The sequence below is a fragment of the Rhodococcus sp. 11-3 genome (assembly GCF_023704055.1).
GTDB lineage: Bacteria > Actinomycetota > Actinomycetes > Mycobacteriales > Mycobacteriaceae > Rhodococcus > Rhodococcus aetherivorans.
Map to the genome: position 1 here is coordinate 348,422 of NZ_CP080406.1, position 24,096 is coordinate 372,517.

Annotated in this window: 22 protein-coding genes and 1 tRNA gene; 10 read left to right on the top strand and 13 right to left on the bottom strand. The window is 70.8% G+C overall.

The window, feature by feature from the left end:
* Window positions 1–162 precede the first annotated feature (162 nt).
* Window positions 163–585, top strand: a complete 423-nt coding sequence (locus KZJ41_RS01570) for a GtrA family protein (RefSeq protein ID WP_006932748.1) — start codon at window positions 163–165, stop codon at window positions 583–585.
* 76 nt (window positions 586–661) lie between these two features.
* Here the strand turns inward: KZJ41_RS01570 and KZJ41_RS01575 are convergent, their stop codons facing one another.
* The 3 genes from KZJ41_RS01575 to rfbA are packed head-to-tail and all read right to left on the bottom strand — an operon-like array spanning window position 662 to window position 2,606.
* The gene (locus KZJ41_RS01575; RefSeq protein WP_029547036.1) at window positions 662–1,147 is read right to left on the bottom strand and encodes a GtrA family protein; all 486 of its coding nucleotides are present in this window, start codon (window positions 1,145–1,147) and stop codon (window positions 662–664) included.
* Entirely contained in the window at window positions 1,144–1,731 is a 588-nt protein-coding gene (locus tag KZJ41_RS01580) for a dTDP-4-dehydrorhamnose 3,5-epimerase family protein (RefSeq protein ID WP_006932752.1), read from the bottom strand. Before KZJ41_RS01580 ends, KZJ41_RS01575 begins: the two co-directional genes overlap by 4 nt.
* A 2-nt stretch (window positions 1,732–1,733) precedes the next feature.
* On the bottom strand, window positions 1,734–2,606 hold the full coding sequence (gene rfbA / locus KZJ41_RS01585; RefSeq protein ID WP_006932754.1) for a glucose-1-phosphate thymidylyltransferase RfbA: 873 nt from the start codon (window positions 2,604–2,606) through the stop codon (window positions 1,734–1,736).
* Between the two features lie 64 nt (window positions 2,607–2,670).
* On the opposite strand from rfbA, the gene rfbB reads away from it, so the two are divergent.
* Window positions 2,671–3,687 (top strand): dTDP-glucose 4,6-dehydratase, encoded by a 1,017-nt coding sequence (rfbB, locus tag KZJ41_RS01590; protein ID WP_029547037.1) that lies wholly within the window; start codon window positions 2,671–2,673, stop codon window positions 3,685–3,687.
* Here the strand turns inward: rfbB and KZJ41_RS01595 are convergent.
* The gene (locus tag KZJ41_RS01595) at window positions 3,645–4,613 is read right to left on the bottom strand and encodes an NAD(P)-dependent oxidoreductase (RefSeq protein WP_029547038.1); all 969 of its coding nucleotides are present in this window, start codon (window positions 4,611–4,613) and stop codon (window positions 3,645–3,647) included. The genes rfbB and KZJ41_RS01595 overlap by 43 nt on opposite strands.
* Window positions 4,614–4,615: 2 nt before the next feature.
* Window positions 4,616–5,617, bottom strand: a complete 1,002-nt coding sequence (locus KZJ41_RS01600) for a glycosyltransferase family 2 protein (RefSeq protein WP_029547039.1) — start codon at window positions 5,615–5,617, stop codon at window positions 4,616–4,618.
* A 165-nt stretch (window positions 5,618–5,782) separates the two neighbouring features.
* On the opposite strand from KZJ41_RS01600, the gene KZJ41_RS01605 reads away from it, so the two are divergent.
* On the top strand, window positions 5,783–6,622 hold the full coding sequence (locus KZJ41_RS01605; protein ID WP_168578918.1) for a glycosyltransferase family 2 protein: 840 nt from the start codon (window positions 5,783–5,785) through the stop codon (window positions 6,620–6,622).
* Here the strand turns inward: KZJ41_RS01605 and KZJ41_RS01610 are convergent.
* Window positions 6,609–8,855, bottom strand: coding sequence for a hypothetical protein (locus KZJ41_RS01610; protein WP_251550042.1), 2,247 nt, complete (start codon window positions 8,853–8,855; stop codon window positions 6,609–6,611). The two genes, KZJ41_RS01605 and KZJ41_RS01610, sit on opposite strands and share 14 nt — an antisense overlap.
* 205 nt (window positions 8,856–9,060) lie before the next feature.
* Between KZJ41_RS01610 and KZJ41_RS01615 the strand changes: the two genes are divergently transcribed.
* Window positions 9,061–10,962, top strand: a complete 1,902-nt coding sequence (locus KZJ41_RS01615; protein ID WP_251550044.1) for a glycosyltransferase — start codon at window positions 9,061–9,063, stop codon at window positions 10,960–10,962.
* 3 nt (window positions 10,963–10,965) lie between these two features.
* Window positions 10,966–12,477 (top strand): glycosyltransferase family 39 protein, encoded by a 1,512-nt coding sequence (locus KZJ41_RS01620; RefSeq protein WP_102799981.1) that lies wholly within the window; start codon window positions 10,966–10,968, stop codon window positions 12,475–12,477.
* A gap of 4 nt (window positions 12,478–12,481) precedes the next feature.
* On the opposite strand, the gene KZJ41_RS01625 is transcribed toward KZJ41_RS01620, so the two are convergent.
* The 5 genes from KZJ41_RS01625 to KZJ41_RS01645 all read right to left on the bottom strand — a co-directional run bounded on the left by KZJ41_RS01625 (window position 12,482) and on the right by KZJ41_RS01645 (window position 16,715).
* Window positions 12,482–13,336 carry a TylF/MycF/NovP-related O-methyltransferase gene (locus KZJ41_RS01625; protein ID WP_102799982.1) on the bottom strand — a complete coding sequence of 285 codons (855 nt, stop codon included), beginning with the start codon at window positions 13,334–13,336 and terminating at the stop codon, window positions 12,482–12,484.
* 144 nt (window positions 13,337–13,480) lie between these two features.
* Complete coding sequence (locus KZJ41_RS01630; protein WP_006932777.1) at window positions 13,481–14,380, bottom strand: glycosyltransferase; 900 nt, start codon at window positions 14,378–14,380, stop codon at window positions 13,481–13,483.
* Window positions 14,377–15,201, bottom strand: a complete 825-nt coding sequence (locus tag KZJ41_RS01635; RefSeq protein ID WP_029547044.1) for an ABC transporter ATP-binding protein — start codon at window positions 15,199–15,201, stop codon at window positions 14,377–14,379. Before KZJ41_RS01635 ends, KZJ41_RS01630 begins: the two co-directional genes overlap by 4 nt.
* A gap of 12 nt (window positions 15,202–15,213) precedes the next feature.
* Window positions 15,214–16,089 carry an ABC transporter permease gene (locus tag KZJ41_RS01640; protein ID WP_006932781.1) on the bottom strand — a complete coding sequence of 292 codons (876 nt, stop codon included), beginning with the start codon at window positions 16,087–16,089 and terminating at the stop codon, window positions 15,214–15,216.
* Window positions 16,090–16,127: 38 nt separating this feature from the next.
* Window positions 16,128–16,715, bottom strand: a complete 588-nt coding sequence (locus tag KZJ41_RS01645; RefSeq protein ID WP_029547045.1) for a bacterial proteasome activator family protein — start codon at window positions 16,713–16,715, stop codon at window positions 16,128–16,130.
* A gap of 155 nt (window positions 16,716–16,870) precedes the next feature.
* On the opposite strand from KZJ41_RS01645, the gene KZJ41_RS01650 reads away from it, so the two are divergent.
* The gene (locus KZJ41_RS01650) at window positions 16,871–18,079 is read left to right on the top strand and encodes a cysteine desulfurase-like protein (protein ID WP_029547046.1); all 1,209 of its coding nucleotides are present in this window, start codon (window positions 16,871–16,873) and stop codon (window positions 18,077–18,079) included.
* 14 nt (window positions 18,080–18,093) lie between these two features.
* Here KZJ41_RS01650 and KZJ41_RS01655 read toward each other — a convergent pair whose 3' ends face one another.
* On the bottom strand, window positions 18,094–19,080 hold the full coding sequence (locus tag KZJ41_RS01655; RefSeq protein ID WP_102799983.1) for an NAD(P)H-quinone oxidoreductase: 987 nt from the start codon (window positions 19,078–19,080) through the stop codon (window positions 18,094–18,096).
* A 96-nt stretch (window positions 19,081–19,176) separates the two neighbouring features.
* On the opposite strand from KZJ41_RS01655, the gene KZJ41_RS01660 reads away from it, so the two are divergent.
* The 4 genes from KZJ41_RS01660 to KZJ41_RS01675 all read left to right on the top strand — a co-directional run bounded on the left by KZJ41_RS01660 (window position 19,177) and on the right by KZJ41_RS01675 (window position 22,350).
* Window positions 19,177–19,665 (top strand): MarR family winged helix-turn-helix transcriptional regulator, encoded by a 489-nt coding sequence (locus KZJ41_RS01660; RefSeq protein ID WP_006932792.1) that lies wholly within the window; start codon window positions 19,177–19,179, stop codon window positions 19,663–19,665.
* A 10-nt stretch (window positions 19,666–19,675) separates the two neighbouring features.
* Window positions 19,676–19,760: transfer RNA gene (locus KZJ41_RS01665), tRNA-Ser, on the top strand.
* A gap of 179 nt (window positions 19,761–19,939) precedes the next feature.
* Window positions 19,940–21,250, top strand: a complete 1,311-nt coding sequence (locus tag KZJ41_RS01670; protein WP_044475699.1) for a DUF1254 domain-containing protein — start codon at window positions 19,940–19,942, stop codon at window positions 21,248–21,250.
* Between the two features lie 128 nt (window positions 21,251–21,378).
* Window positions 21,379–22,350: an alpha/beta hydrolase family protein gene (locus KZJ41_RS01675; RefSeq protein WP_029547048.1), complete on the top strand. Its 972-nt coding sequence runs from the start codon at window positions 21,379–21,381 to the stop codon at window positions 22,348–22,350.
* A gap of 9 nt (window positions 22,351–22,359) precedes the next feature.
* Here the strand turns inward: KZJ41_RS01675 and KZJ41_RS01680 are convergent, their stop codons facing one another.
* Complete coding sequence (locus tag KZJ41_RS01680; protein WP_065923174.1) at window positions 22,360–24,045, bottom strand: bifunctional UDP-sugar hydrolase/5'-nucleotidase; 1,686 nt, start codon at window positions 24,043–24,045, stop codon at window positions 22,360–22,362.
* Between the last annotated feature and the right edge of the window lie 51 nt (window positions 24,046–24,096).

Below are 24,096 nucleotides of genomic sequence, written 5' to 3' on the forward strand. Positions count from 1 at the left end.
GTGGCGACGTCCCCGCCCCGGCGTCCGGATTGCCGGAACCGTCCCGGTGCGTTCCGTCGCGGAGCGGGAGCGCTCGCGCCGCTCGCATAGGCTGTCGCCGTGTCCGAGCACCCGCAGCACCCGCACTGGCAGACGCAACCGGAGCACCACGCCCCCCTGCCGGTGGAGATCCCCCTCACCGACAGCACCGCCGACGAGGCGCTCGACCTGAAGACGCAGATCGTGCGGTTCGTCCTCACCGGCGGGCTGTCCGCGATCGTGGACTTCGGTCTCTACGTGCTGCTGCTGGCCGTGGGGCTGCACGTCAACGTCGCGAAGTCGCTGTCGTTCGTCGCCGGCACCACCACCGCCTACCTGATCAACCGGCGCTGGACCTTCAGGGCGGAACCGAGCCGGGCCCGGTTCGTCGCGGTGGTGATCCTGTACGCCGTCACCTACGCCGTGCAGGTCGGCATCAACTACGTGCTGTACGACGCGCTGCCCGCCGAGTGGTGGCGCGTGCCGCTCGCATTCGTCGTCGCGCAGGGCACGGCCACCGTGATCAACTTCGTGGTGCAGCGCGCCGTGATCTTCCGCCTGCGCTGATCGGTCGGCCGTGGGGGCGAGCGAATGTATCGCTCACCTCCGTGGTCCGACGAAATGGTCCATTCGCTCGGGTCGCTCAGTCGTGCTTGGCGCGGCGGAAGGAGAAGTCCCGGTAGCCGAAGAAACTCGCCGTCGCGGTCACGAAGGTGATCACGATCTGCGCGGGGATCGGGGGGAATCCGAGGACGGACACCGCCAGCGTCATGAGCGCGAGGTTCAGCAGGAACGCGCTCAGGTTGACGGTCACGAACCGCCACAGGTCACGCAGGAAGTGACCGCGCACGCGGAACACGAGGTAGCGGTAGGTGGAGAAGGCGCACAGCACGTTGGAGGCGTAGCCCGCCACGATCGCGACGTGGTAGCCGAGGGTGTCGCCGACGGCGAGCTGCCACACGATGAACCAAGCGGTGCCCAGCGCGGTGTTGAAGGCCCCCACCAGCAGGAACGCCACGGCCTGGTTCTTGAACAGGCGCATGAGCGGGCCCGGCGCCCCCGACATCCCGCCGGGTGCGCCGGCGGGTTCGGTGACGGGATCGGGGGAGGACACCGGCTGCGCGCTCACCCGAGGTACCGCGGCAGCGACCCGGCCGCGACGGCGTCGGCCAGCGAGGGGGCCGCCCGGTCCTTGTCGGACAGCTGGTGGTGCAGGGGCGCCCCGTCGCGGCCGGTGGTGGGCCAGTCGATGCCGATCTGCGGGTCGAGGGGGTCGATCTCGTGTTCGCGGTCGGGGTTGTAGCCGGTCGAGCACAGGTAGACGACGGTCGAGCCGTCGGCCAGGGAGCAGAAGGCGTGGCCGAGGCCCTCGGGGAGGAAGATCGCGCGGCGGTCGACGTCGTCGAGCAGCACCGCGTCCCACTGTCCGAAGGTGGGCGAGCCGACGCGCAGGTCGACGACGACGTCGAGCACCGCGCCGGCCGGGCAGGTGACGTACTTGGCCTGCCCGGGGGGGACGTCGGCGTAGTGGATGCCGCGCAGCACCCCGGCGGCGGAGACCGAGCAGTTGGCCTGGGCGAGGTCGAGGGCGCGTCCGGCGGCGTCGGTGAAGGTGGGCTGTTTGAACCACTCGTAGAAGACGCCGCGGTCGTCGCCGAACTGTCGGGGGGTGATCTCGTAGGCGCCGGGGATCTTCAGTTCGCGGTAGTGCACCGTCAGTGTCCTTCCCGGTCGAGCAGGTCGAGCAGGTAGCTGCCGTAGCCGGATTTGACCAGCGGCGCGGCCAGGGCGCGCAGGTCGTCGTCGGTGATGAAGCCGCGCCGCCACGCGACCTCCTCGGGGGCGCCGATCTTCAGGCCCTGGCGTTGTTCGATGGTACGGACGTAGTTGCCGGCGTCGAGCAGCGAGTCGAAGGTGCCGGTGTCGAGCCAGGCGGTGCCGCGCGGCAGGACCTCGACCTGGAGCCGGCCGGCCTCGAGGTAGGTGCGGTTGATGTCGGTGATCTCGTATTCGCCGCGGTCCGACGGGCGCAGGCCGCGGGCGATGGCGACGACGTCGTTGTCGTAGAAGTACAACCCGGGCACCGCGAAGTTCGACTTCGGGGTGGCCGGCTTCTCCTCGAGCGAGAGCGCCCGGCCCTCGGAGTCGAACTCGATCACCCCGTAGGCCCTGGGATCGGAGACGCGGTAGGCGAACACCGCGCCGCCGTCGAGGTCGGCGAACCGGGTGAGCTGGGTGCCCAGGCGGGGGCCGTAGAAGATGTTGTCGCCGAGGACGAGGGCGACGCTGCCGGTGCCGATGTGCTCGGCGCCGAGCACGAACGCCTGGGCGAGCCCGTTCGGCTCCGGCTGGACCCGGTAGGTCAGGTTCACCCCGTAGCGCGACCCGTCGCCGAGCAGGCGCTGGAACTGTGGAGCATCCTCGGGCGTGGTGATGATCAGGATGTCGCGGATCCCGGCGAGCATGAGGGTCGAGAGCGGGTAGTAGATCATCGGCTTGTCGTAGACCGGTACGAGCTGCTTGCTCACTCCCAGGGTGATCGGGTGCAGGCGGGACCCGGTGCCGCCGGCGAGAATGATTCCGCGCATGACGGGCAGTCTCCCATCCGGGGTGGACGCGGACCAGCGAACGCACCGCCGGTAGGGTTGCCGCATGCGGCTGCTCGTCACCGGCGGTGCCGGTTTCATCGGTGCGAACTTCGTGCATCGGACCGTCGCCGACCGCCCCGAGGCGCGGGTGACCGTGCTCGACAAGCTCACCTACGCTGGCAACCTCGCCTCCCTCGACCCGGTCGCCGAGAAGATCCGCTTCGTCCGCGGCGACGTCGCCGACGCGGACCTGGTCGACGCGCTGGTGGCCGAGTCGGATCTGGTGGTGCACTTCGCCGCCGAGTCGCACAACGACAACTCCCTGGCCGATCCGTCGCCGTTCGTGCAGACCAACCTGATCGGCACGTTCACTCTGCTCGAGGCGGTGCGCCGGCATTCGGTGCGGTATCACCACATCTCCACCGACGAGGTGTACGGCGATCTCGAGCTCGACGATCCGGCCCGGTTCACCGAGGCCACCGCCTACAACCCGTCGAGCCCGTACTCGTCGACCAAGGCCGGCTCGGACCTGCTGGTGCGCGCGTGGGTGCGCTCGTTCGGGGTGGCCGCGACGATCTCGAACTGCTCGAACAACTACGGCCCCTATCAGCACGTGGAGAAGTTCATCCCGCGGCAGATCACCAACGTCCTCGACGGGATCCGGCCCAAGCTGTACGGCACCGGGGCGAACGTGCGGGACTGGATCCACGTCGACGACCACAACCGGGCGGTGTGGACGATCATCGACAAGGGCGAGATCGGCCAGACCTATCTGATCGGCGCGGACGGCGAGACGAACAACCGCACCGTCGTCGAGACCATCCTCGAGCTGTGCGGTAAGGACCGGGGCGACTTCGACTTCGTCACCGACCGCCCCGGCCACGACCTGCGCTACGCCATCGACGCCACCCGCCTGCGCACCGAGCTCGGCTGGACCCCCCGCTACCGGGACTTCCGCGAGGGCCTGGCCGCGACCATCGACTGGTACCGCACCCACGAGCACTGGTGGCGACCGCAGAAGGACGCCACCGAGCAGGCCTACGCCCGTTCCGGGGAGCGGACACTCGGCCGAGCCGAATGACCCATCGTGCGCCGGGTCGCTTCCAGCGTGGCGGCGATGCCGGCCGGGAGGGGCCGATGGCTGCGGCGGTCCAGCTCGGTCCACACGAGCGACCGTAACCGCAGGTCCCGCCCTTGCACCGACGCGAGCGGTGAGGACGCGAGCACGACGTTGGGGCGGCGGCGGAAGACGGTTCGGCACGCGCCGAGGATCGCGCCGATCGTCACCGACCGGCCGGACGCGAAGATCTTGGTGCTCACCCCGCCCGATTCGGCTTCCGCCCGCGCCAGGGCGTCGGCAACCATCTCCGCCGCGTCGGAGATGTAGAGGTAGTCCCGCAGGGTGTCCATCGAGACGTAGATCGAGACCGGTGCCCCGGTGAGATAGCCGCGGCACAGGTGGGAGATGAGGCCCTGCGGCTTGGCGAGATTCTGCCCCGGCCCGTAGAGGTTCGCGAAGCGGCCGATCACCGCGGTGGCGCCCGTCGCCCCGGCGAAGTCGGTGACGACGGCCTCGGCGGCCAGCTTGGCGTGTCCGTAGAGACCGAGCGGGGCCGTGGGGCTGTGCTCGGAGTGGGGTGCGCCCGGCGCGGCCGCGTACACACCGCCTGCCGACGAGGCGTGGAACACCGTCCCGTGCTCGGCGCTGCCGCCGGCTGCGTGCGCCAGTCCGTCGAGCACGTCGCGCAGCAGAGCGTTCTCGGCCGCGAATGCTTCCGCCGTCGTGCCGTTCACCCCGGCGCCGGCACACCACGCGACCCGCCACGGCCCACCACCGGTGGCGCGGACGAACCGGTCCGCGTCGGCCAGCAGCACGTCGCGGGCCTGCTCCGGCTCCTCCCAGGGCACCACGCTCGTCGCCACCGGGACGTCGCGGCGGTGCAGCTCCCGGGTCACCCACGAGCCGAGCAGTCCGCCACTTCCGACGACCCACGTCGGCGCCGGCACGGCTACCCGCTCCGGAACGATTCGAGGTCGGGATACCGCTGTGTGCGGGCCAGCGGACCGGAGCCGGGATCGCTGACGATCAGGTACGGCGGTTTGCCCATCGCCGTCTTCACCGCCACCCCCACGTACTCGGCGATGACTCCGAGGGAGAACAGGACGGCGCCGAATCCCAGCAGCAGGATGACCGTCGTCGAGGCCCAGCCCTGCACCGGGAAACGGTTGCCGAGGAACAGGTAGGACACCAGCACCCACACCGCCCACAGGATCCCGCCCACGGCCAGGACCACGCCCAGCAGGCTCACCATCCGCAGGCCCTTGGTTCCGCTCGACAGCACCATCCGCCAGAAATGCGACAGCAGAGTGCGCAGCCGGTAGCCGGACGCACGTCCCTGCTCCTCCCGCAGGGCGACCGGGCTCGTGCTCACCTTGCCTGCGATCCACCCCAGCGCGACGTCGAGGTAGACCTCGGAACCCGCGTAGGCGGCGAGGGAACGTCCCACCTCGCCCAGCACCAGACGGAAACTCTGGTAATCGGGGCTGTCGGGCACGGACAGCACCCGGGCCAGGAACCACTTGGATCCCTTGGAGGCCACGTTGCGCAGCAGGCCGTGCGGTGCCGCGTTCGTCGGTTTGGCGTATACGACGGTCGCGCCCTCGTCGAGCGCGGTGTCGAGCAGCCCGCCGATGGCGGCGGGATCGTGCTGACCGTCCTCGTCGAGGGTGACGATCCACTCGCCGCCACTCGACGCCATGCCCGCGAGCGTCGCCGGATGCTGGCCGAAGTTCCGGCTGAGCCACACCCCGGCGACGAAGGGGTACTTCGCGGCCAGCTCCCGGATGACGCGGGCCGAGTCGTCGGGGCCGTTGTCGTGGACGAGCAGGACCTCCTCGACCACCATGGGACGGCCGCCGGGGGTCAGTGTCACCTCGGTCCACGGAACGATCTGCTCGAGCAGGTCACCCAGAGTGTGTTCGCCCTGATAGACCGGCACGACGACCGACACGCGGTGTGGCGTGCCCACCCCCGGCCGGTCGTCGCTGCTCACAAGTCGGGAGTGTATACGCCGGGTGGGGCTGTTTTCGGGTGCGGGCCGTGCCGATGTACGGTGGCGCCGTCAGTCGGCCCGCCACGAGCGCCGGGCGTGCGTTCGAGGACGGGATGAGCAGCAGTGACGAGGCCGAAACTGTCCGTGGTGATTCCGGCCTACAACAATGCGCCGTTCATCGAGGCGACGGTCGAGTCCGTGCTCGGGCAGGACTTCGAGGATTTCGAACTGATCATCGCCGATCACAGTTCGACCGACGGCACCGCGGACCTGCTCGGCAAGTACGCCGGCGACCGGCGCGTGACCCTGTTGTCGACTCCGACGGGCGGTGGTGCGCCCCGGAACTGGCAGCGCGTGACGGCCGAGGCCGCGGGCGAGTACGTCAAGCTGGTGTGCGGCGACGACCTGCTGTATCAGGGGGCCCTGTCGGCCCAGGTGGCGGCCCTGGACGCGCACCCGTCGGCGGTGGCGGTGGCGTCGCAGCGGGACATTCTCGACGCGCGAGGCGCGAAGATGATCGGCGGACGCGGTCTCCAGGGACTGTCGGGCCTGGTGCCGGGCGGGGAGGCGATCCGGCGCACCGTGCGGCTGGGCACGAACGTGTTCGGTGAGCCGATGTGCGTGACGATGCGCCGCGATGTCCTCGAGCGGGCCGGCGGATGGGACGGTCGTTTCCCCTACCTGATCGACATGGCCTCCTACACGAAGGTGCTGTTCCACGGCGACCTGTATGCCCTGCGGCAGGTCGTCGGCGGTTTCCGGGTCAGTGCCGGTCAGTGGAGCGTGGCCCTCGTCGCCGAGCAGGCCCGGCAGGCGAAGGCCTATCACCGGTGGGTGTCCGAACAACTGCCCGGCGGGCTCCGGGCGGCCGACGTGTGGCAGGGGAATCGCCGCGCCGAACTCGCCGCGCTTCAGCGGCGGGTGTTCTACACCGTGTTCCGGTCGCGTCTCAGCCCACGGTAGCCGCCGGTACGGGCGCCGCGGCCTCCTCCGGATTCTCCCGTCGCGCCTTCCGCCGGTCTCTGAGGTACAGCAGCTGCATCGCCGTGGCGCCCGCGATGCCGAGGCCCAGGCCGGCGAACCCGGCTCCCTGGCCCGGCGGTGTCCAGCGCACGACGAGCTCGCCGTCCTCGGTGCCGGCGGGGATGTCCACCGCGAGGAACATGCCGTCCACCGAGCGCGGTTCCAGGGGCCGGCCGTCCAGCGTGGCCGAGTAGCCGGGCCAGTTCAGGCGTCCGAAGACGACGCGTCCGCCGTCCACCGAGTTCACGCGGACCCGGCTCGTCGCGTAGTCCTCGGAGACCGAGGTGGCGGTGACCCCTTCCGTGAAGGAGATGCGTCCGTTCCGGCCGCTGATCGGTCCGGCGAGCCGTTCGAGGATCACCGCGTCCACAGCGTCCGCGGACCCGGGCGGCGACTGCACCCACCGCCAGCCGGGCGGCGCCGGCTCCGAGTCGGCGTCCGGGTACTGCCGGCGCTGCAGCACCACCCGATCCACGAGCATCAGGTCCACGTACGTCCGGTCGGTGCTCGATTCGGTGGCGAACGCGGCGCCGAACGCGTCGGCGCAGCTCGAGCCGTCGTGCCGCATGCACAGGTGGAAGGCGAACTCCTCGAAGCCGATGGGGGTGTAGGCGTTGACGTACGTCTCGTCGAGGGACTTGGCGAAATTGCCGAACACGAGGGAGCGGTAGACGCCCTGCGGATTCGCGGTCCACGGCAGCACCAGTTCGCGGTCGGCGAGCTGCAGCGTGGTGCCCGGCCGGTCCGGGAAGTTCTCCTTCGCGACCGACTGCCGAGCCGGCAGATCCCACGCGAGCGGGTGCGGTGTCGTCGACGCCACCTGGAAGTACACGACGGGCAGCGCCGAGAGCAGCAGGATCGCCGCCACCGCCCGCTCACCGGCGCGGAGCGCGACCCACAGGACGGCGGCCCCGACGAGGAGGACGGCGCCCGCCCACAGCAGGTGACGGTTCATGAACTCGGGGGACGAGGACCCGGAGCGCAGGGTCATCAGCAGCACGAGCGTGGCCGCCGCGCCCGCCCGCACCCGCATCCTGCGGAGCGTGCCGTGGCGGCTGATCAGCACGCACACCACCACGAGTGTCGCGAGAGCGAACATCGGCAGCAGCCGCGCCGGCCAGCGCAACGGCCCCATCACGCTGGGGCCGGCCGTCGCCATGAGCATGGCGACGAGGAAGATCAGCGCGCCGGCGAGGCTGCGCACGGACCGGTGCACGGTCTTCCAGTCCACGAAGGCGAGCGCGGGGACGGCGAACCAGGCGATGTAGGTGACGGGGAACGGCTGCACCTCCCCGAACCAGGCTTCGATGCCCGGCAGCGCGGAGGGGATGCCGGAGTTGAGGGTGTCCGACCAAGGTGCCGTGAGGAAGTTGTCGTTCTGGAAGCCCTGGTCGGAGCGCCAGGTGACGGAGCTGGACAGCGCCCCGGGCAGGTAGGTGATCAACCCGCCCGCGGCGGCGCAGCTCGCGACCACCGCCAGCCGCAGCGAGGGCCGCCACGAGTGCCGATGGATCCGTTCGCCGATCATGAGGCAGCCCGTGAGGATCCCGGCGACGAGCGCGGGAAAGACGTAGCCGACGCTGACGGCGAGGTACAGGAACACGAACGCCGGCAGGGGACCGGAGCGTCCGCGCAGGTAGCGGAGCGAACTGGCCCACGCCTGGGCCACCCACGCCGAGCCGGTGAGGGCCGTGACCCAGGTCGCCTGGTCGAAGAAGAGCGCGAACCCGGTGAACGGGACGGCGGCGCCGGCCACCGCCGCCCACGTCGCGCGAGCGCCGTACTCCAGGCAGATCCGGTACACGCCCAGCGCCAGGACGAGGGAGAACGCCCACTTCACGCCGGTCGAGAGCAGCACCATGTTGTCGACGGACGGCGCGATCAGGTTGACGAGCAGCTGCGGCGGATTCCAGAGGCCGCCCTGCCCCTCGACCGGGTAGTTCCCGGCCATCCACTGTTCCGGCACGAGGCTCGGAAGCTGTCCGGTCCGCAGGATCCGGCCGAGGAAGATCCAGTTCGGTACCGCACCCGATTCCGTGTCGTCGGTGTAGAACCATCGATCGTCGGCCGCCAGGATCACCAGGTAGGTGACCGTCACCATCGCTGCCACTGCGGCACCCCACGTCCGGCGCTGCCGCCGCGTCGTCACCGCGGGCACGACGGCGGAGGTCACATGTGCTCCAGAGGTCGGGGACGGGGCTGGCCGGAGGCCAGGGACGAGGCTGGCCAGAGGCCAAGGATAACGGGGGTGGGCCGGGCGACGACCGGCCGGGCGCGGGGGTGGATCCGCGGGGACGTCGGCCGGTCCCCGGTCCGTTGGTAGCCTGGGACGAGTTGTGTCCTGGGGGGCAGCAAGGTTCCGAAAGGTGTTTCGACGGATGGACAAGGCCGAATTCGCTGCGATCGAACCGACGGGAGGGGTCGGCACCGCAGCTGACGGTTCGTCCGTCACGGGGCGCCCCGCGACCCGTCCGACCGCTCAGCGTGCGCTGTTCGCGGGGCCGTCTCCGCTGGTCAGCGACGACATGTACGTCACCGTCAAGGGGACCGTCGACCGTGAGCGGACCAGGGTGCGTCTCGGCCGCCGGAGCCGTGTCGAAACGGACACCTACTTCGGCAGATTCCCCGCCAGCTACTGGCAGCGCTGGACCGCCGTCACCGAGGTCGAGTTCGTCGCCGAGGTCGACGGGGACGGCCGCATCGAACTGGTCGCCACCGATGCCCGGGGCCGGCGACGGATCGTCGCCACGACCGCCGTGTCGTCGAACGGCGCGCCCGCGACGGTGACGGTGTCCACCCCGATCGACCGGTTCGTCGACGGCGGTGCCCTGTTCGCACGGATCTCCACCGGCGCCGGCGAACTGGCCGTCGAGAACGCCCGGTGGACGGTGCCGGCACCGAAGTCCCTGCGGCCGGCCGCCGTCGTCATCTGCACCTTCAACCGCGCCGACGACTGCGCGGCGACGCTGGCCGCCATGGCGGACGACCCGATCGCGCTGGCCGACGTGCAGTCGGTGTACGTGATCGATCAGGGCACCGACCGGGTGGAGACCCGGCAGGAGTTCCAGCGCGTCGCCTCCGAACTCGGCGACAAGCTCGTCTACATCACACAGCCCAACCTGGGCGGCGCCGGCGGATTCACCCGCGGCCTGTACGAGGTCGCCGGCTCCGCGCGGAACCCCGGAGCCAACATCGTGTTCATGGACGACGACGTCCTGTGCGAACCGGAGGCGGTGGTCCGGCTCAACATGTTCGCGAACTGCACCGTCGAGCCCGCGATCGTCGGCGCGCAGATGCTGTACCTGCTGCATCCCGACCGGGTCCACGTCGGGGCCGAGGTCGCAGACCTGCAGCGGCTCCAGGCCGGGCTGGAGGTGAAGAACGCGCTCGCGGACAAGAGCACGCTGAAGAAGCAGCAGGACATCCGGGTCGACGCCGGCTACAACGGGTGGTGGTCGTGCCTGATCCCGTCGGAGGTCGTGGAGAAGGTCGGCTATCCGCTGCCCCTGTTCTTCCAGTGGGACGACATCGAGTACGGCTACCGCTCGCGGGCGAACGGCGTCGCGACCGTCACGCTGCCCGGTGCCGCGGTGTGGCACGCGGATTTCGCGTGGAAGGACTGGGACGAGTGGCACCGCTACTTCAACCTCCGCAACGCCATGATCACGGCGGCCCTGCACACCGAACTCGACGGCAAGGCACTCGCCAAGCAGTTGCGGACCGACCTGTTCCGGTACCTCGTCTCGATGCAGTACGGGATGGCCTTCACCCTGATCAAGGCCGTCGAGGACTTCCTGCGGGGGCCCGAGTTCCTGCACGACGGCGGCATGGAGGCCGCGGCCGCCATCCGGCGCGAGCGCGCGGAATACGGTGAGACCATCCGCCACAACGCGAACAACGTGCCGGGCCTGCGTCCGGCCGACATGTTCATCACCCCGGCCGGCCCGCACCCGCGCAAGAGCCTCGAGTGGGCGGTGCTCGCCAAGCGCATCGTCAACCAGTGGCGCGGTCGCCTCCCGGCGCATCCGGTCGCCATCCCGTCGTCGGATGCGCACTGGTGGCACGTGTCGCTGTTCTCGCACGCCGTGGTCACCGACGCGTCCCAGGAAGGGGTCCGCGTGCGCAAGCGGGACAAGGAGCGGGCCGTCGCGCTGCTCCGGCGCGGTGTGCGCGCGCTGCAGGCCTTGAAGAAGGAGACCCCCGCGGTGTCCCTGCGGTATCGCGAGGCCATGCCGCAGCTGACCAGCCGGGAGAACTGGGCCCGCCTGTACGGGAAGTAGCCGATGGCCGATCGGACCACGGCGTGCGCGCGGGATGCTGTCCTCATCGCACTGCTGGGTTCGATCGTCGCCGCGTTGGGCACCGGGCGCCCCTCCTTCTGGTACGACGAGCTGGCCACCCTCTCGGTGGCGCAGCGCTCCCGCGTCGACCTGGACCGGGTGCTCGGTAACGTCGACATCGTCCACGGCCTCTACTACGTGGCGATGCGGTACTGGTTCGCCGTCTTCGGGGCTTCGGAATTCTCGGCGCGGCTGCCGAGCGTCCTGGCCGTGGGCGCCGCGGCCGGGGGTGTGGTCGTGCTGGGCTGGAAACTCGCCGACCGGCGGCTGGGCGTGCTCGCGGGTGTCGTCTTCCTGCTGCTGCCGCGCGTGACGTGGGCTGCGGTCGAGGCCCGCAGCTATGCCCCGTCCGCGGCCGCCGCCGTATGGCTGACCGTGCTGCTGCTCGTGGCGTGCGAGTCGGGCCGGCTCCGATGGTGGCTGGTGTACGCCGCTGTGCTCGCACTGTCGGTGGTGCTGTTCCTGTACACGGTCGCGCTGATACCGGCCCATCTGATCATCGTGGCGTTGCGGGGTGACCTGCGGCGCCGCGGACTCGCGTGGCTGGGGGCGGTCGTGGCGGGGTCGGCGGCGGCGAGCCCGCTCGTGCTGGAGGCGTTCGCCCAGGCGGGGCAGACCACGTGGATTCCGCCGCTCGACCGGAACCTGCCGCGGATCGTGTGGGAGTACCAGTGGTTCGTGGGCGCCCCCTGGTTCGCGGCGGCATTCACGGTCCTGGTCGTCGTGGGGCTCGTCGCGTCTGGGCGGCGACGCATGCGGGCGCAGCGGCACGGTGTTCTCGCGGTGGCCGTGCCGTGGATCGTCGTGCCGATGGCGATGCTCGTGACGTACTCGCTCGTCGCGTCCCCGGTCTACCTGGACCGGTATCTGACGTTCACGACGCCGGCGGTGGCCCTCATCGGTGCGGTCGCCGTCGCGGCCGTGGCCGTGCGGCCGTGGGCGACGGTCGGTGTCACCGGTGCGCTGGTGCTGCTGACCGTGCCGTCGTTCGTCGCGCAGCGCTCCCCGTGGTCCGACCCCAGCGGCATGGACTTCAGCACGGTCAACCGCGACGTCGCCGGCCGGCTGGCGCCGGGCGACTGTGTGCTGTTCGGCGGCGCCGCATGGAACCCGGCGTCGCAGCGGCTGGTGCAGACCGCGCGCCCGGACACGTTCGCGGGGACCCGCGACCTGGGGCTCGGACGGACCGCGGCCGCCGAGGGCTGGCTGTGGGACGAGAATCTCCCGTTCCAGGCTGTCGCGGGGCAGTTGCCCACGTGCGAGGTGGTGTGGTTCTTCGCGGACGCCGAGCGGACGACCGAACAGCGGGTCTATCACACGTCGAATCAGTGGTGGACGCTTCCACCGCACCGGTTCGAGTCGACCCCGGAGTACGCCGGGCTCGTGCATGCCGGTTTCCGGATCGACGAGCGCCGGCAGTTCAACGTCAGCCAGGTGATCCGTTTCGTGCGGTGACGGTTCACCGCAGCTGCACGACGACCTGCTCGTTGTCGGCCGTGTACGCCAGGTACTCGAACGCGAGTCCGGTGCGCGCGACGAACTCGGTCCACGCCCGGTACTCGTGCCGCTGCCAGCCGGGATAGTTGAAGAACTCGTCGAACACCAGCACGGTGCCGGGCACCAGGCGGTCCTCGAGCAGGTCGAGCACCGTCGTCGTGGACGAGTAGAGGTCGGCGTCGAGGTGGACGAACGCGACGTCGCCGGGATGTGCGGCGAGGAAGCGGGGAAGGGTGTCGGCGAACAGGCCGGGCACCAGCTCGGCGCCGGGCACGTCGGGCGGGGTGTCCTGCGCGAACTCCCCGGCGGGGAACCCGCTGCGCCATGCCTCCGGCAGTCCGGTGAAGACGTCGAACCCGAACACCGGGTGGTCCGCGCCCAACGCGTCGGCGACGATCCGCAACGTGGTGCCCGACGCGACCCCGAACTCGAGGGCCAGGCCGGGCCGGGACACCCGGTCGAGCGCGAACCGCAGGGTGTCGTGCGGGGTGTCGAGGACCGCGGCGGTGGGCATGTTCGTGACCGCGAACGCCGCGGCGGTGTCGGTCGCGGCGCGGTCCATCGCATAGCGCAGGTCGCGGCGCTGCCGGTGCTCGAGATCGGCGACGCGGTCCCGGAGCAGGCCCACCTCCGAACGGGTCTGTGCGAGCTCGGCCAGTACCTGCCGCAGCTCCGCGGTGGTCGCGGTCAGCTCGGCGAGAATCCGGTCGTGGTGGTTCTCCTGCAGCTCGCGGGTGCGTCGCGCCGAGAGGTCGACGACTTCGGCGACGGCACGCTGCAGCTTGCCCCGGGTCGTCGCCCGCCAACGCCCCAGCATCGCGCCCTCCCGTGCCCGTCGAGACCTAGCCCCGAACCTAGACAGTGGGCCGATAGGGCGCAATCGCGCCCTCCCACCCGGCCGAATGTCACATTGCGCCGGTTCCATCGACACAATGTGACATTCGGCCCGATAGTCGGTCCCTCACACAGGCCGCTCGAACCGTTCCTGCCGGCCCAGCTTGCGCAGCCGCACCCATTCGCGGAGCGCGGCAGGGTCCCGGCGGCTGACGAGGAAGTACCAGCCGAACCGCACCCATTCCTGTGGCAGCAACCGGCGCAGACCGGGCTGTGAGAGCAGGTAGCCGCGGTTGCGGTAGGTGAAGAACCGCTTCGTGTCGTTGTCCGGGTACTGGGTGTGCATCCGGCCGCCGAGGATCGGCTTGAACTCGTCGGCGCCGTTGGGGTGCAGATAGGCGGTGCGCAGGCAGGTGCCGAACGGCAGACCCGAGCGGACCAGGCGACGGTGCACCTCCACCTCGTCGCCCCGCACGAACAGCCGCAGGTCCGGCACGCCCACCGCATCGATCGCGGCGGCGGTGAACAGGGCGCCGTTGAACAGCGACGCGATGCCCGGCAACAGATCGTCGCTCTCGACGTCGCCGAGTTCGCTGCGGTGACGACGCCACGCCACGCCCCGGCGCAACGGGAACGCGAGACGGTCGGGGTCGTCGATGTCGCACACCACCGGCGACACCTCCGCCAGGCCGTGCCGCTGCGCGCACTCGAGCAGTGTCGCGAGGACGTCGGGGCCCTCCGGGCGGCCGTCGTCGTCGGCGAGCCACACCCGGTCCGCGCCGAGCGACAGCGCGTACAGCATGCCCAGGGCGAAGCCGCCGGCGCCGCCGAGATTGTGCTTGGACCCGAGGTAGCTGGTGGGCAGGGGGCACGATTCGACGAGGTCGCGCACGGCCTCCTCGTCGGCGTTGTCGACGACCACCAGGTGGTCGAGCGGCCGGGTCTGGGCGCTCAGGACCTTCAGCGACTGTGCCAGCTGCTCGCGCCGCCGGTGGGTGACCACCACCCCGACGATGCGTTCGCTCACGCCGAGCGCTCCTGCGGCAGCCCCTGCTCGCGTTCCAGCTCGGCGATGACGTGATGCACATGGTCGGCCGCGTCGTCGCCCTCGTAAGCGCGCACGACCTCCTCGATGCCGCCCTCCATGCGGATCTGCCCGTGGTCGATCCACAGCGCGCGCTCGCACAGCTGCGCGAGGAACTCGTTGGAGTGGCTGGCGAAGACGAGGATGCCGGAGCGTTCCACGAGCTTCTGCAGGCGCACCCGCGCCTTCTTCATGAAGTCGGCGTCGACCGCGCCGATGCCCTCGTCGAGCAGCAGGATCTCGGGGTCGATGCTGGTGACCACGCCCATCGCGACGCGGACCCGCATGCCGGTCGAATACGTGCGCAGCGGCATGTTCAGGTACTCGCCGAGCTCGGTGAACTCGGCGATCTCGTCCATCTTCGCGAGCATCTGCTTGCGGGTCTGACCGAGGAACAGCCCGCGGATGATGATGTTCTCGTAGCCGGAGATCTCCGGGTCCATGCCCACGCCGAGGTCGAACACCGGCGCGACGCGGCCCCGGATCCGGGCGCTGCCGCGCGTGGGCTCGTAGATCCCCGCCAGCAGCCGCAGCAGTGTGGACTTGCCGGCGCCGTTGTGACCGACGAGGCCGATGCGGTCGCCTTCCTTCAGCGAAAGGGTGATGTCGCGCAGCGCCTCCACCACCACCACGTCGGAGTTGTTGCGGCCGATCGAACCGCCGGCCTTGCCGAGGAACGCCTTCTTCAGCGACCGGGTCTTCGCGTCGAAGATCGGGAAGTCGACGCACGCGCCGCGCGTCTCGATGCTCACATGTTCGGTCATGATGACGGCCCCTTAGACCCAGTAGGGCACGCGGGCCCGGTACTTACGCAGCGCCAGCAGCGCCAGTCCCCAGCCGGCCACGGTGATCGCCAGCACGATGTACCAGTGGTAGGCCTGCTGGTCCTGGCCGATCATCGGCGCCCGGATGATGTCGAGGTAGTGGAACAGCGGGTTGATCTCGGCCAGCTTGACGCGCTGGGCGGCCTGCCCGCCCTGCGCCTCGAGGCTCTGCGTCGTCCACATGATCGGGGTGAGCACGAACAGCAGCAGTGTGAGGCTGGACAGGATCGGGGCGATGTCGCGGTAGCGGGTGGCGAAGATGCCGAACAGGATCGCCACCCAGACGGCGTTGAGCACGATCAGGCCCAGCGCCGGGATCGCCGCGAGGGACGTCCAGGTCAGGTCTCGCCACACTCCGAAGGCGAAGATCATGATCACGTAGATCACGAGGTTGTGGGCGAAGAACAGCAACTGCCGCCACACGAGCCGGTAGATGTGCACGCTCAGCGCCGACGGCAACTGCTTGATCAGGCCCTCGTTGGCGATGAACACCTCCGAGCCCTCCAGGATGGAGGCGCTGATCATGTTCCAGACGATCAGTCCGACCGTCACGTACGGCAGGAACTCGTCGAGCGGAATGTCCAGCAGCGCGGCGTACAGGATGCCGATGGCGGTGGCCTGGACACCGGTGGCGATGGTGATCCAGAACGGACCGATGACCGAGCGCCGGTAGCGCTGCTTGATGTCCTGCCAGGCCAGGCTGAGCCACAGCTCGCGCTGGGCGAAGCCGTCGCGCAGATCCTTCAGGCCGCGCCGGAAGGTCTGCGAATCCGACACCACCGGAGAGTCCGCGGCGGTGGGCTCGGGATCGAGGGCAGAAGCTGACACGAGGTCCGAGCCTACCGGGGATCGTGGTCGGGCCGTCGCTACAGGTACTGACCGGTACCCGGGGCACCCGGTCCCGGGCCGTGCCGTTCGTCGGGGCGCGGTCCGCCCCCCAGCATGCCCGGCGGCAGCGCACCCTGACGCATCTGCTCGAGCTGCGCCCGCGCCGCCATCTGCTGCGCGAACAGTGCCGTCTGGATGCCGTGGAACAGGCCCTCGAGCCAACCGACGAGCTGAGCGTGCGCGATCCGCAGCTCCGCGTCGGACGGCACCTCGTCCTGACCGAAGGGCAACGCGAGCCGTTGGAGTTCCTCGCGCAGTTCCGGGGCGAGGCCCTCGCCGAGCTCCTGGATGGAGGACTGGTGGATCTCGCGCAGACGGGCACGGCTCGCATCGTCGAGCGGCGCGGCGCGGACCTCCTCGAGCAGCTGCTTGATCATGGTGCCGATCCGCATGACCTTCGCCGGCTGCTCGACCATGTCGGCGAGCGACTCGGCGTCATCCGGCTTCTCCTGGGGCTCGGCGGCGGACTCCCGCGGATCACCGGAGGCGGTACCGTCGCGCTGGACCGCGACGGGATTGCCGTCGGGTCCGATCACGAGGACGTGCTCATTCTCCGAATGCGTCATGGTTCCATCTTGTCCTCTCGCCGGTGCCGTTGCCGAGTCAGGTTCCCGATACGGGAGGTTTCACCCGACATTGCGCTCCGTACGTGCACCTTCGGAGGGCGTACGGGACCGACGTGGACGACACACGATTGACACCGGGATTTAGAGTGTCACGCATGGCTTACGACGTTGCCCGGATCCGGGGGTTGATTCCCTCGCTCGGCGACGGTTGGATCCATCTCGACCCACAGGCCGGAATGCAGATTCCCGACGCGGTCTCCCGCGCGGTGTCGACGGCATTCCGCAACGCCGCGGCGTCCCCGACGGGCCGGCACACCTCCAACCGTCGGAGCGCGTCGCTGCTGCAGGCGGCGCGCGTCGCCGTCGCCGATCTCGTCGGCGGTGACCCGGCGGGTGTGGTGCTCGGACCGGATCGGGCGGTCCTGCTGGCCTGGCTCGCGGAGTCGCTCAGTTCCCGGCTCGGGCTCGGCACCGGGCTCGTGCTGTCCCGGCTGGACGACGAGGCCAACGTGGCACCGTGGCTGCGCGTCGCGAGCCGCTACGGCGCCCAGGTCCGGTGGGCCGAGGTCGAGATCGAGACGTGCGAGCTGCCGAGCTGGCAGTTCGAGGAACTGATCACTCCCACCACCCGGCTCGTCGCGCTGACCGCCGCGTCGTCGCTCGTAGGTTCCGCGCCGGACGTGCGCGTCGCCGCCGACCGGCTCCACGAGGTCGGCGGGCTCATGGTGGTCGACGCGGCCGGGGCCGCGCCCTACGCGCACGTCGACATCCACGAACTCGGCGCCGACGTGCTCGCGGTCAACGCGTCCGCGTGGGGGGGACCGCAGGTCGGCGCCCTGGTGTTCCGCGACCCGGCGCAACTCGACCGGATCCCGGCGGTCTCCCTGGATCCGCACGCACGCGGCCCCGAGCGGCTCGAAGTCGGCGGCCATCAGTTCGCGATGCTCGCCGGGCTCGTCACGTCCGTCGACTTCCTCGCGGCCCTCGACGACGAGGCGACCGGCACGCGCCGCGAGCGTCTCGAAACGTCGATCAGTTCGCTGCAGGGCTACCAGGACCAGCTGTTCGAGCGGCTGATGCGCCTGCTCGACAACCTGCCCGACGTGATGGTGATCGGCCGTGCGTCGAGCCGCGTGCCGACGCTGAGCTTCACCGTCGCGGGCGTGCCCGCCGAGAAGGTCGCCGCGCATCTCGCCGACCGTCGCATCGCCACCGTCGCGGTCAGCCGCGGCACGAGCCGCCTGCTCGACTCGCTCGGCGTCAGCGACGAGGGCGGCGCGGTCACCATCGGCCTGGCCCCGTACACCACCCGCTACGAGCTCGACCAGCTGGTGCGCGAGCTGCGCAACCTCACCGCCTCCTGACCGGGCCGACCGGCCTAGTGCCGATCGATGCGCAGCACGACCTTGCCTACGGTGTCGGGGGAATCCAGCATCTCGTGGGCCCGCGCGGCCTCGGTGATCGGCACCTCTGCGTGTACGACGGGCCGGACCTGGGCCTCGGCGATCATCGGCCACACGTGCTCGCGAACCTGCGCGACGATCGTGCTCTTGCCGGAACGGCCGGTCTCCGGCCGCCCACGCAGGCCCGTGGCGAGGACGTGCCCGCGCTTGGCGAGCAGCTTGCCGAGGTTGAGCTCGCCCTTCGCGCCGCCCTGCATGCCGATCACCACGAGCCGGCCGTCGGGGGAGAGCACGTCGACGTTGCGGGACAGGTAGGCCGCGCCCATGTTGTCGAGCACCACGTCGGCGCCGCCGAACCGGCCTCGGACCTCGGCGACGAAGTCCTGCGAGCGGTAGTCGATCGCGAGGTCGGCGCCGAGCTCACGGCAGTAGTCGAGCTTGCCGGCCGACGCGGTCACCGCGATCTTCGCGCCCAGCGCCTTGCCGACCTGGATGGCGTGGGTGCCGATGCCGCCCCCACCGCCGTGCACGAGCAGCACCTCACCGCGGCGCAGGCCCGCCGCCATCACCACGTTCGACCACACGGTGCACGCCACCTCGGGCAGTGACGCCGCCACCGCGAGATCCACGCCCTCCGGCACGGGCAGGACCTGTCCGGCGGGGACGACGACCTGCTCGGCGTAGCCGCCGCCGGTCAGCAGCGCGCACACCCGGTCGCCGATCGACCAGCCGCTCACGCCCTCACCGAGTTCGGCGATCACCCCCGAGCATTCGAGACCCAGGACGTCGCTCGACCCGGGCGGCGGCGGGTACAGGCCGCGGCGCTGCAGCAGATCGGCACGGTTGACGGCCGTCGCGGCCACGTCGATCAGGACCTGTCCGGGACCGGGGGTGGGGTCGGGCTGCTCGGCCCACTGCATGACCCCGGAGCCGCCGGGTTCAGTGATCGTGATTGCGCGCATGGGTTCGACGCTATCGCGACACGCCGACGCAGGGGCGACACGCAGCGAACTGACCGGCGAGTAACACAGACGACGGCCTGCCTCTACACTGCCCGCGTGACAGCCGAACTGCATGCCGACCGTCCCGATCCGCGCTGGCTCGACACGGACGAGCAGCGGGCATGGCGGGCCTACATCGACGGCAATCACCGGCTCATGGATCGACTCAATCGCGACCTGCAGGAGGCGCACGGCCTGTCCCTGGCCGAGTACCGGATCCTGGTGCTGCTCTCCGAGGCTCCCGACGGGGCGCTGCGCATGAGCGACCTCGCCGACGGGGTGCTGTCGTCCCGCAGTCGCCTCACCCACCAGATCCGCCGCATGGAGGCCGCGTCGATGGTGGTGCGCAGTTCCTGCCTCGAGGACGGCCGCGGCGTCCTCGCCACCCTCACCGACGAGGGCCGCCGCCGGCTCACCGAGGCCGCGCCCACGCACGTCGCCGGGGTGCGCCGCAACCTCGTCGACCTGCTCACGAGGACGCAGATCCGGACCCTCTCCGAGATCTTCACCAAGGTGGAGGCGGCCGTCGACGACAGGTGTGGTTAGGATTTGGCACGGAAGCGTGGCAGAGCGGCCGAATGCACTCGCCTTGAAAGCGAGCGTGGGGAGACCCACCGGGGGTTCAAATCCCTCCGCTTCCGCCGGAAGGAGAGCCCGTCACCTGCGGCGTGTGTGCAGGTGACGGGCTTCGTCGTCGGACGCGCGCAGGTGGCACCGGAGCGCCCGGATCCGACGGCGAGTGTCGCTCCAGGAACGCGTTCTCGCCTCCTACACTGACGGAATGGCCGGCACAGCAGCTCGGGCGGCGGCAGCGCTCGCGGTGGGCCTGCTGACCGCCTGCGCGGCGCCGCATCCGGCAGCGGAACCGGAGCGGACCGCGGTCGACGTGGCCACCGACGGCTACGTCTACGGCTACGCGCCCGTGACGCTCGCGCGGACCCGGGCGAACATGCTCTGCCTGCTGCCGGTGAACCGGCTCCACCACCAGTCCGCGACGGCCGATCCCACCTCGCGCGTCGTCGTCGCCCCCAACGTCGACACACTGTATTCGATTGCGTGGCTGGATCTTCGGGAAGGACCGGTGCTGCTCACGCACCCGGAGGCGGGGGATCGGTACTTCGACTTCCAATTTCTCGACATCTATACCGACGTCTTCGCCAACGTCGGCACCCGGGCGACGGGATCGGCCGCAGGCGCCCACGTCGTCGTCCCACCGGGATGGGACGGTCCGCTGCCGGCGGGAGCGGCCGTGATCGAGTCACCCACGTGGGACGCCTGGATGATCGGCCGGACTCTCGTCGAGGCGCAGACCGACCTCGAGGCCGCCCGGGCCGTGCAGCGGCAGTACTCGCTCACCGTGCTGACCGCCCCCGTCGCCGATGCGCCGCCACCGCTGCCGCCGACCGCGTGCGGAAGCAACCCCGACCCGCAGGCGCTCGCGGCGTCGGGGCCGCAGTTCTTCGACGAGCTGTCGGCGATCCTGGCCGCGAACCCACCACCGCCCGCCGACGGACCGTTGCTCGACGAACTCGCCGGCCTCGGGGTCGGGCCCGGCGCCCGGCCGAGTGCCGGGCCGGCGGACACCGTCGCCGCACTCGCCACCGGGGTGATCCGCGGCGAGCGACGCATCCGGGACCTCGTCGACTCGGGCGAGCAGTCCGGTGCGGTGTGGGGCTCGCTGGCGACCGCGGGCCGGTACGGCACCGACTACCTGCAGCGCGCGGTGGTCGCGACGATCGGGCTCGGCGCGAACGTGCCGGAGGAATCGACGTACCACGTGGCCCGCACCGCGGCGGACGGATCGGCGCTGCGGGGCGAGGCCGGTTACCTCCTGCGCTTCCCGCCCGAGGGGCCGCCGGTGGACGACCGCGGCTTCTGGTCCGTCACCGTGTACGGCCCCGACATGTTCCTCGTCGCCAACCCGGTCGACCGCTACGCCGTCGGCGACCGGACGCCCGGACTGGTCCGTGGTCCCGACGGTGCGCTCGACGTGTGGGTCTCGTCCCGGCCGCCGGTGTCGGGCGGCTCGAACTGGCTGCCGGCGCCGCCCGGGGAATTCGTGCTGATGTTCCGGTCGTACCTGCCGACGGACCGGGCGTGGACCCCGCCGGAACCGACCCCACAGCCGTAGCCGGCGACGCGGTGCCCCACCGTCACCAAGGGCGGCGATCCGCGTTGGTGACGAGCCCCACTTTCTTGACCCGCCCCGGTCCGTACTGTGGAATCGGATTTTCCGAAGTCGGGGGACGAAGGAAGTTGATGCTCAGAGCTGTGGTCGCGACGCTCGTCGCGGCGTTCGTTTTGCCACTGTCCGTGACGTCCGTCGTGTCCGCCGAGCCGGCGGCATCCGCGCGGGTGGATCGGGTGGAGTCCCTCACCGCTCGACGCTCGGCGGTGTTCGTGTCCTCGCCGTCGATGCAGCGGGTCGTCCAGGTGCAGGTCCTGCACCCCGCCGGGGACGGGCCGCGCCCGTCCCTCTACCTGCTCGACGGCGTCAGCGCCGGCGCCGAGTCGGACTACCGCGAGAGCACGTGGACGCAGCGCACGGACCTCGTCGACTTCGTCGCCGACAAGAACGTGAACGTGGTGCTGCCGATCGGCGGTACCGCCAGCTACTACACGGACTGGCTCGCGCCGGACCCCGTTCTGGGCGTGAACGCGTGGGAGACCTTCCTGACGAAGGAGCTGCCGCCGCTGATCGACGCCCGCTTCGCGGGCAACGGAGTGAACGCCATCGGCGGACTGTCGATGGGCGCGACGGGGGCGGCGAGCCTGATCGCCCGGAATCCGGACCTGTACCGGGGCGTGGCCGCGCTGAGCGGTTGCCTGGACACGTCGAAGGCGTCCGCGCAGGACGCGGTGCGCGGGACCGTCGCCTACAAGGGCGGCAATCCGGACAACATGTGGGGTGCACCGGGGGATCCGGCGTGGGCGGCACACGACCCGTACGCCCTGGCCGAGCGGCTGCGCGGCAAGGAGATCTTCATCAGCACCGGCAACGGCCTGCCCGGCCCGTACGACGTCGGCCCCGACGCGGAGGCTCTCGACGTGGGCGGACCGCTCGAGGTCGGCGCCTTCGTGTGCACGATCGGCTTCGACCGGCGGCTGCGGGAGCTGAGAATCCCCGCCACCATCGTCTACCGCCCGTACGGCACGCATTCGTGGCCCTACTGGCAGGACGACCTGCGCACCGCCTGGCCGACGCTCGAACGCGCCCTCGGTCTCGGCTGAGCGGTTCCGTCAGGGCAGCGCGATGCGGTCGGTGGCCGGCGGCGGGACGGGCGCGTGCTGTGCCAGGTAGTCGTTCAGGGCGTCGAGCTCGGCACCCGCCCCCGTCGCCCGTCGCGCCTGTGTGAACCCGGTGAATCCGTCGCCGCCCTCGGCGAGGAACCCGTTGACGACCACCCGGTAGGCCGCGGCCGCATCGAGCGGCCGATCGGCGATCGTGACATCCCGGATCCGGCTGCCGGGCGCCGCGGCCCGGTCGAGGACGTAGCGCAGGGTGTGCGACGGCGCGAGGATCCGTTCGCGGCCCGCGCCGGTTCCGTCCTGCTGGAACTGCTGCTCGAGGATCCCGACCAGTTCCGCACCGGTGAGCTCGAGCACCTGCAGCCGGTTCCCGAACGGCTGGGCTGCGTAGGCGTCGCCGTAGGTGACGACCCCGTCACCGGAATGCAGCAGGTCGGCGCGCACTCCACCGGGATTCGTGAGCGCGAGCTGCGCCCCGGCGGGTTCGGCGGCCGCCAGCTGCGCGTCCGCGACGAGGTTGCCGAGGGCCGACTCGCCGCTGGGCGCGGTATCGCGGGTCAGGTCGGCGGCGATGCGGCCGACGACGCGTTCGGCGACGTCGCGCGACTCGTCGACGGCCCGGTCCACGAACTGCTGCGTGCGCGGGTCGGGGGCGATGTCGTGCGTCACGATCTGATTGAACGCGTGGGTGCGGTCGCGCAGCACGTCGCGGCTCTCCCGGTCGATCGTCAGGTCCGCGACCGAGATGATGCGCCCGTGCGAGGCGCCCTGCAGCACGGTCCGGGGACTGCCCGCCGGGTCGGGGTAGCTGCAGTTGAAACTGTCGTCGCCGTCCGCGGTGACGATGACATCCACCTTCGGCGACACCCGGGTGGCGAGGCTGCGCGCGGGCCCGGCGGTGGCGTCGCACGGGTCGGTCCCGGCGGGCGGCGTCAACGCGCCCTTGTAGAGCAGGACGATCGAGCGGACGCCGAGGGCATCGAGCGCGTCGGCGGTGCGGTCGACGGCCGTGATCTCGTCGGTGAACTGCAGGCCGGCGATGTCGTCGCCGCGCACCACCTGCGGCGTGTCGTGGGGGGCGATGCCGATGACGCCGACCGGCACACCGTCGACGTAGTCCACGGTGAACGGCAGGGCCGCGGGGCTGCCGTCGGCGTCGGCGACGTTCGCCGCGATCAGCGGGAAGGTGGCTCCGGCGTACTCCTCGTCGTACCGGCAGCCCTCCGGGTGGCAGCCGCCGTCGCGCAGGCGCTGCAACTCGGCGTAGCCGTTGTCGAACTCGTGGTTGCCGAGGGCGGCCGCGGTCACGTCGAGGCCGTTGAGCAGGTCGACGGTGGGTTCGTCGTGGAACATCGCCGACTCGATCGGGGACGAGCCCCAGGTGTCGCCGACGGAGTAGAGCACCGAGTTGTCCGCCTGCGAGCGCAGCTGCCGGACGTAGGCGGCGAGATATGCGGCGCCGCCCGCCGGAACGGATGCGCCGTCGGAGCGGACGACCTCGCTGCGGGGGCCCTGGGGCGGGAGGAGGCTGCCGTGCAGGTCGCGGAAGGCGATGAGCCGCAGCGGCAGGGCGTCCGGGGGGATCGCGGTCGCGGGGGCCACGGCGAGCGACGTCCACAGCGCGCCGGTCAGCAGGGCCGCGGACAGGGTCCACCGGCGTGCCACGCCTGAACCCATCCGCACACTCCAACTTCCGTAGCCGACCGGACGAGTGTGCCAACGGATGGT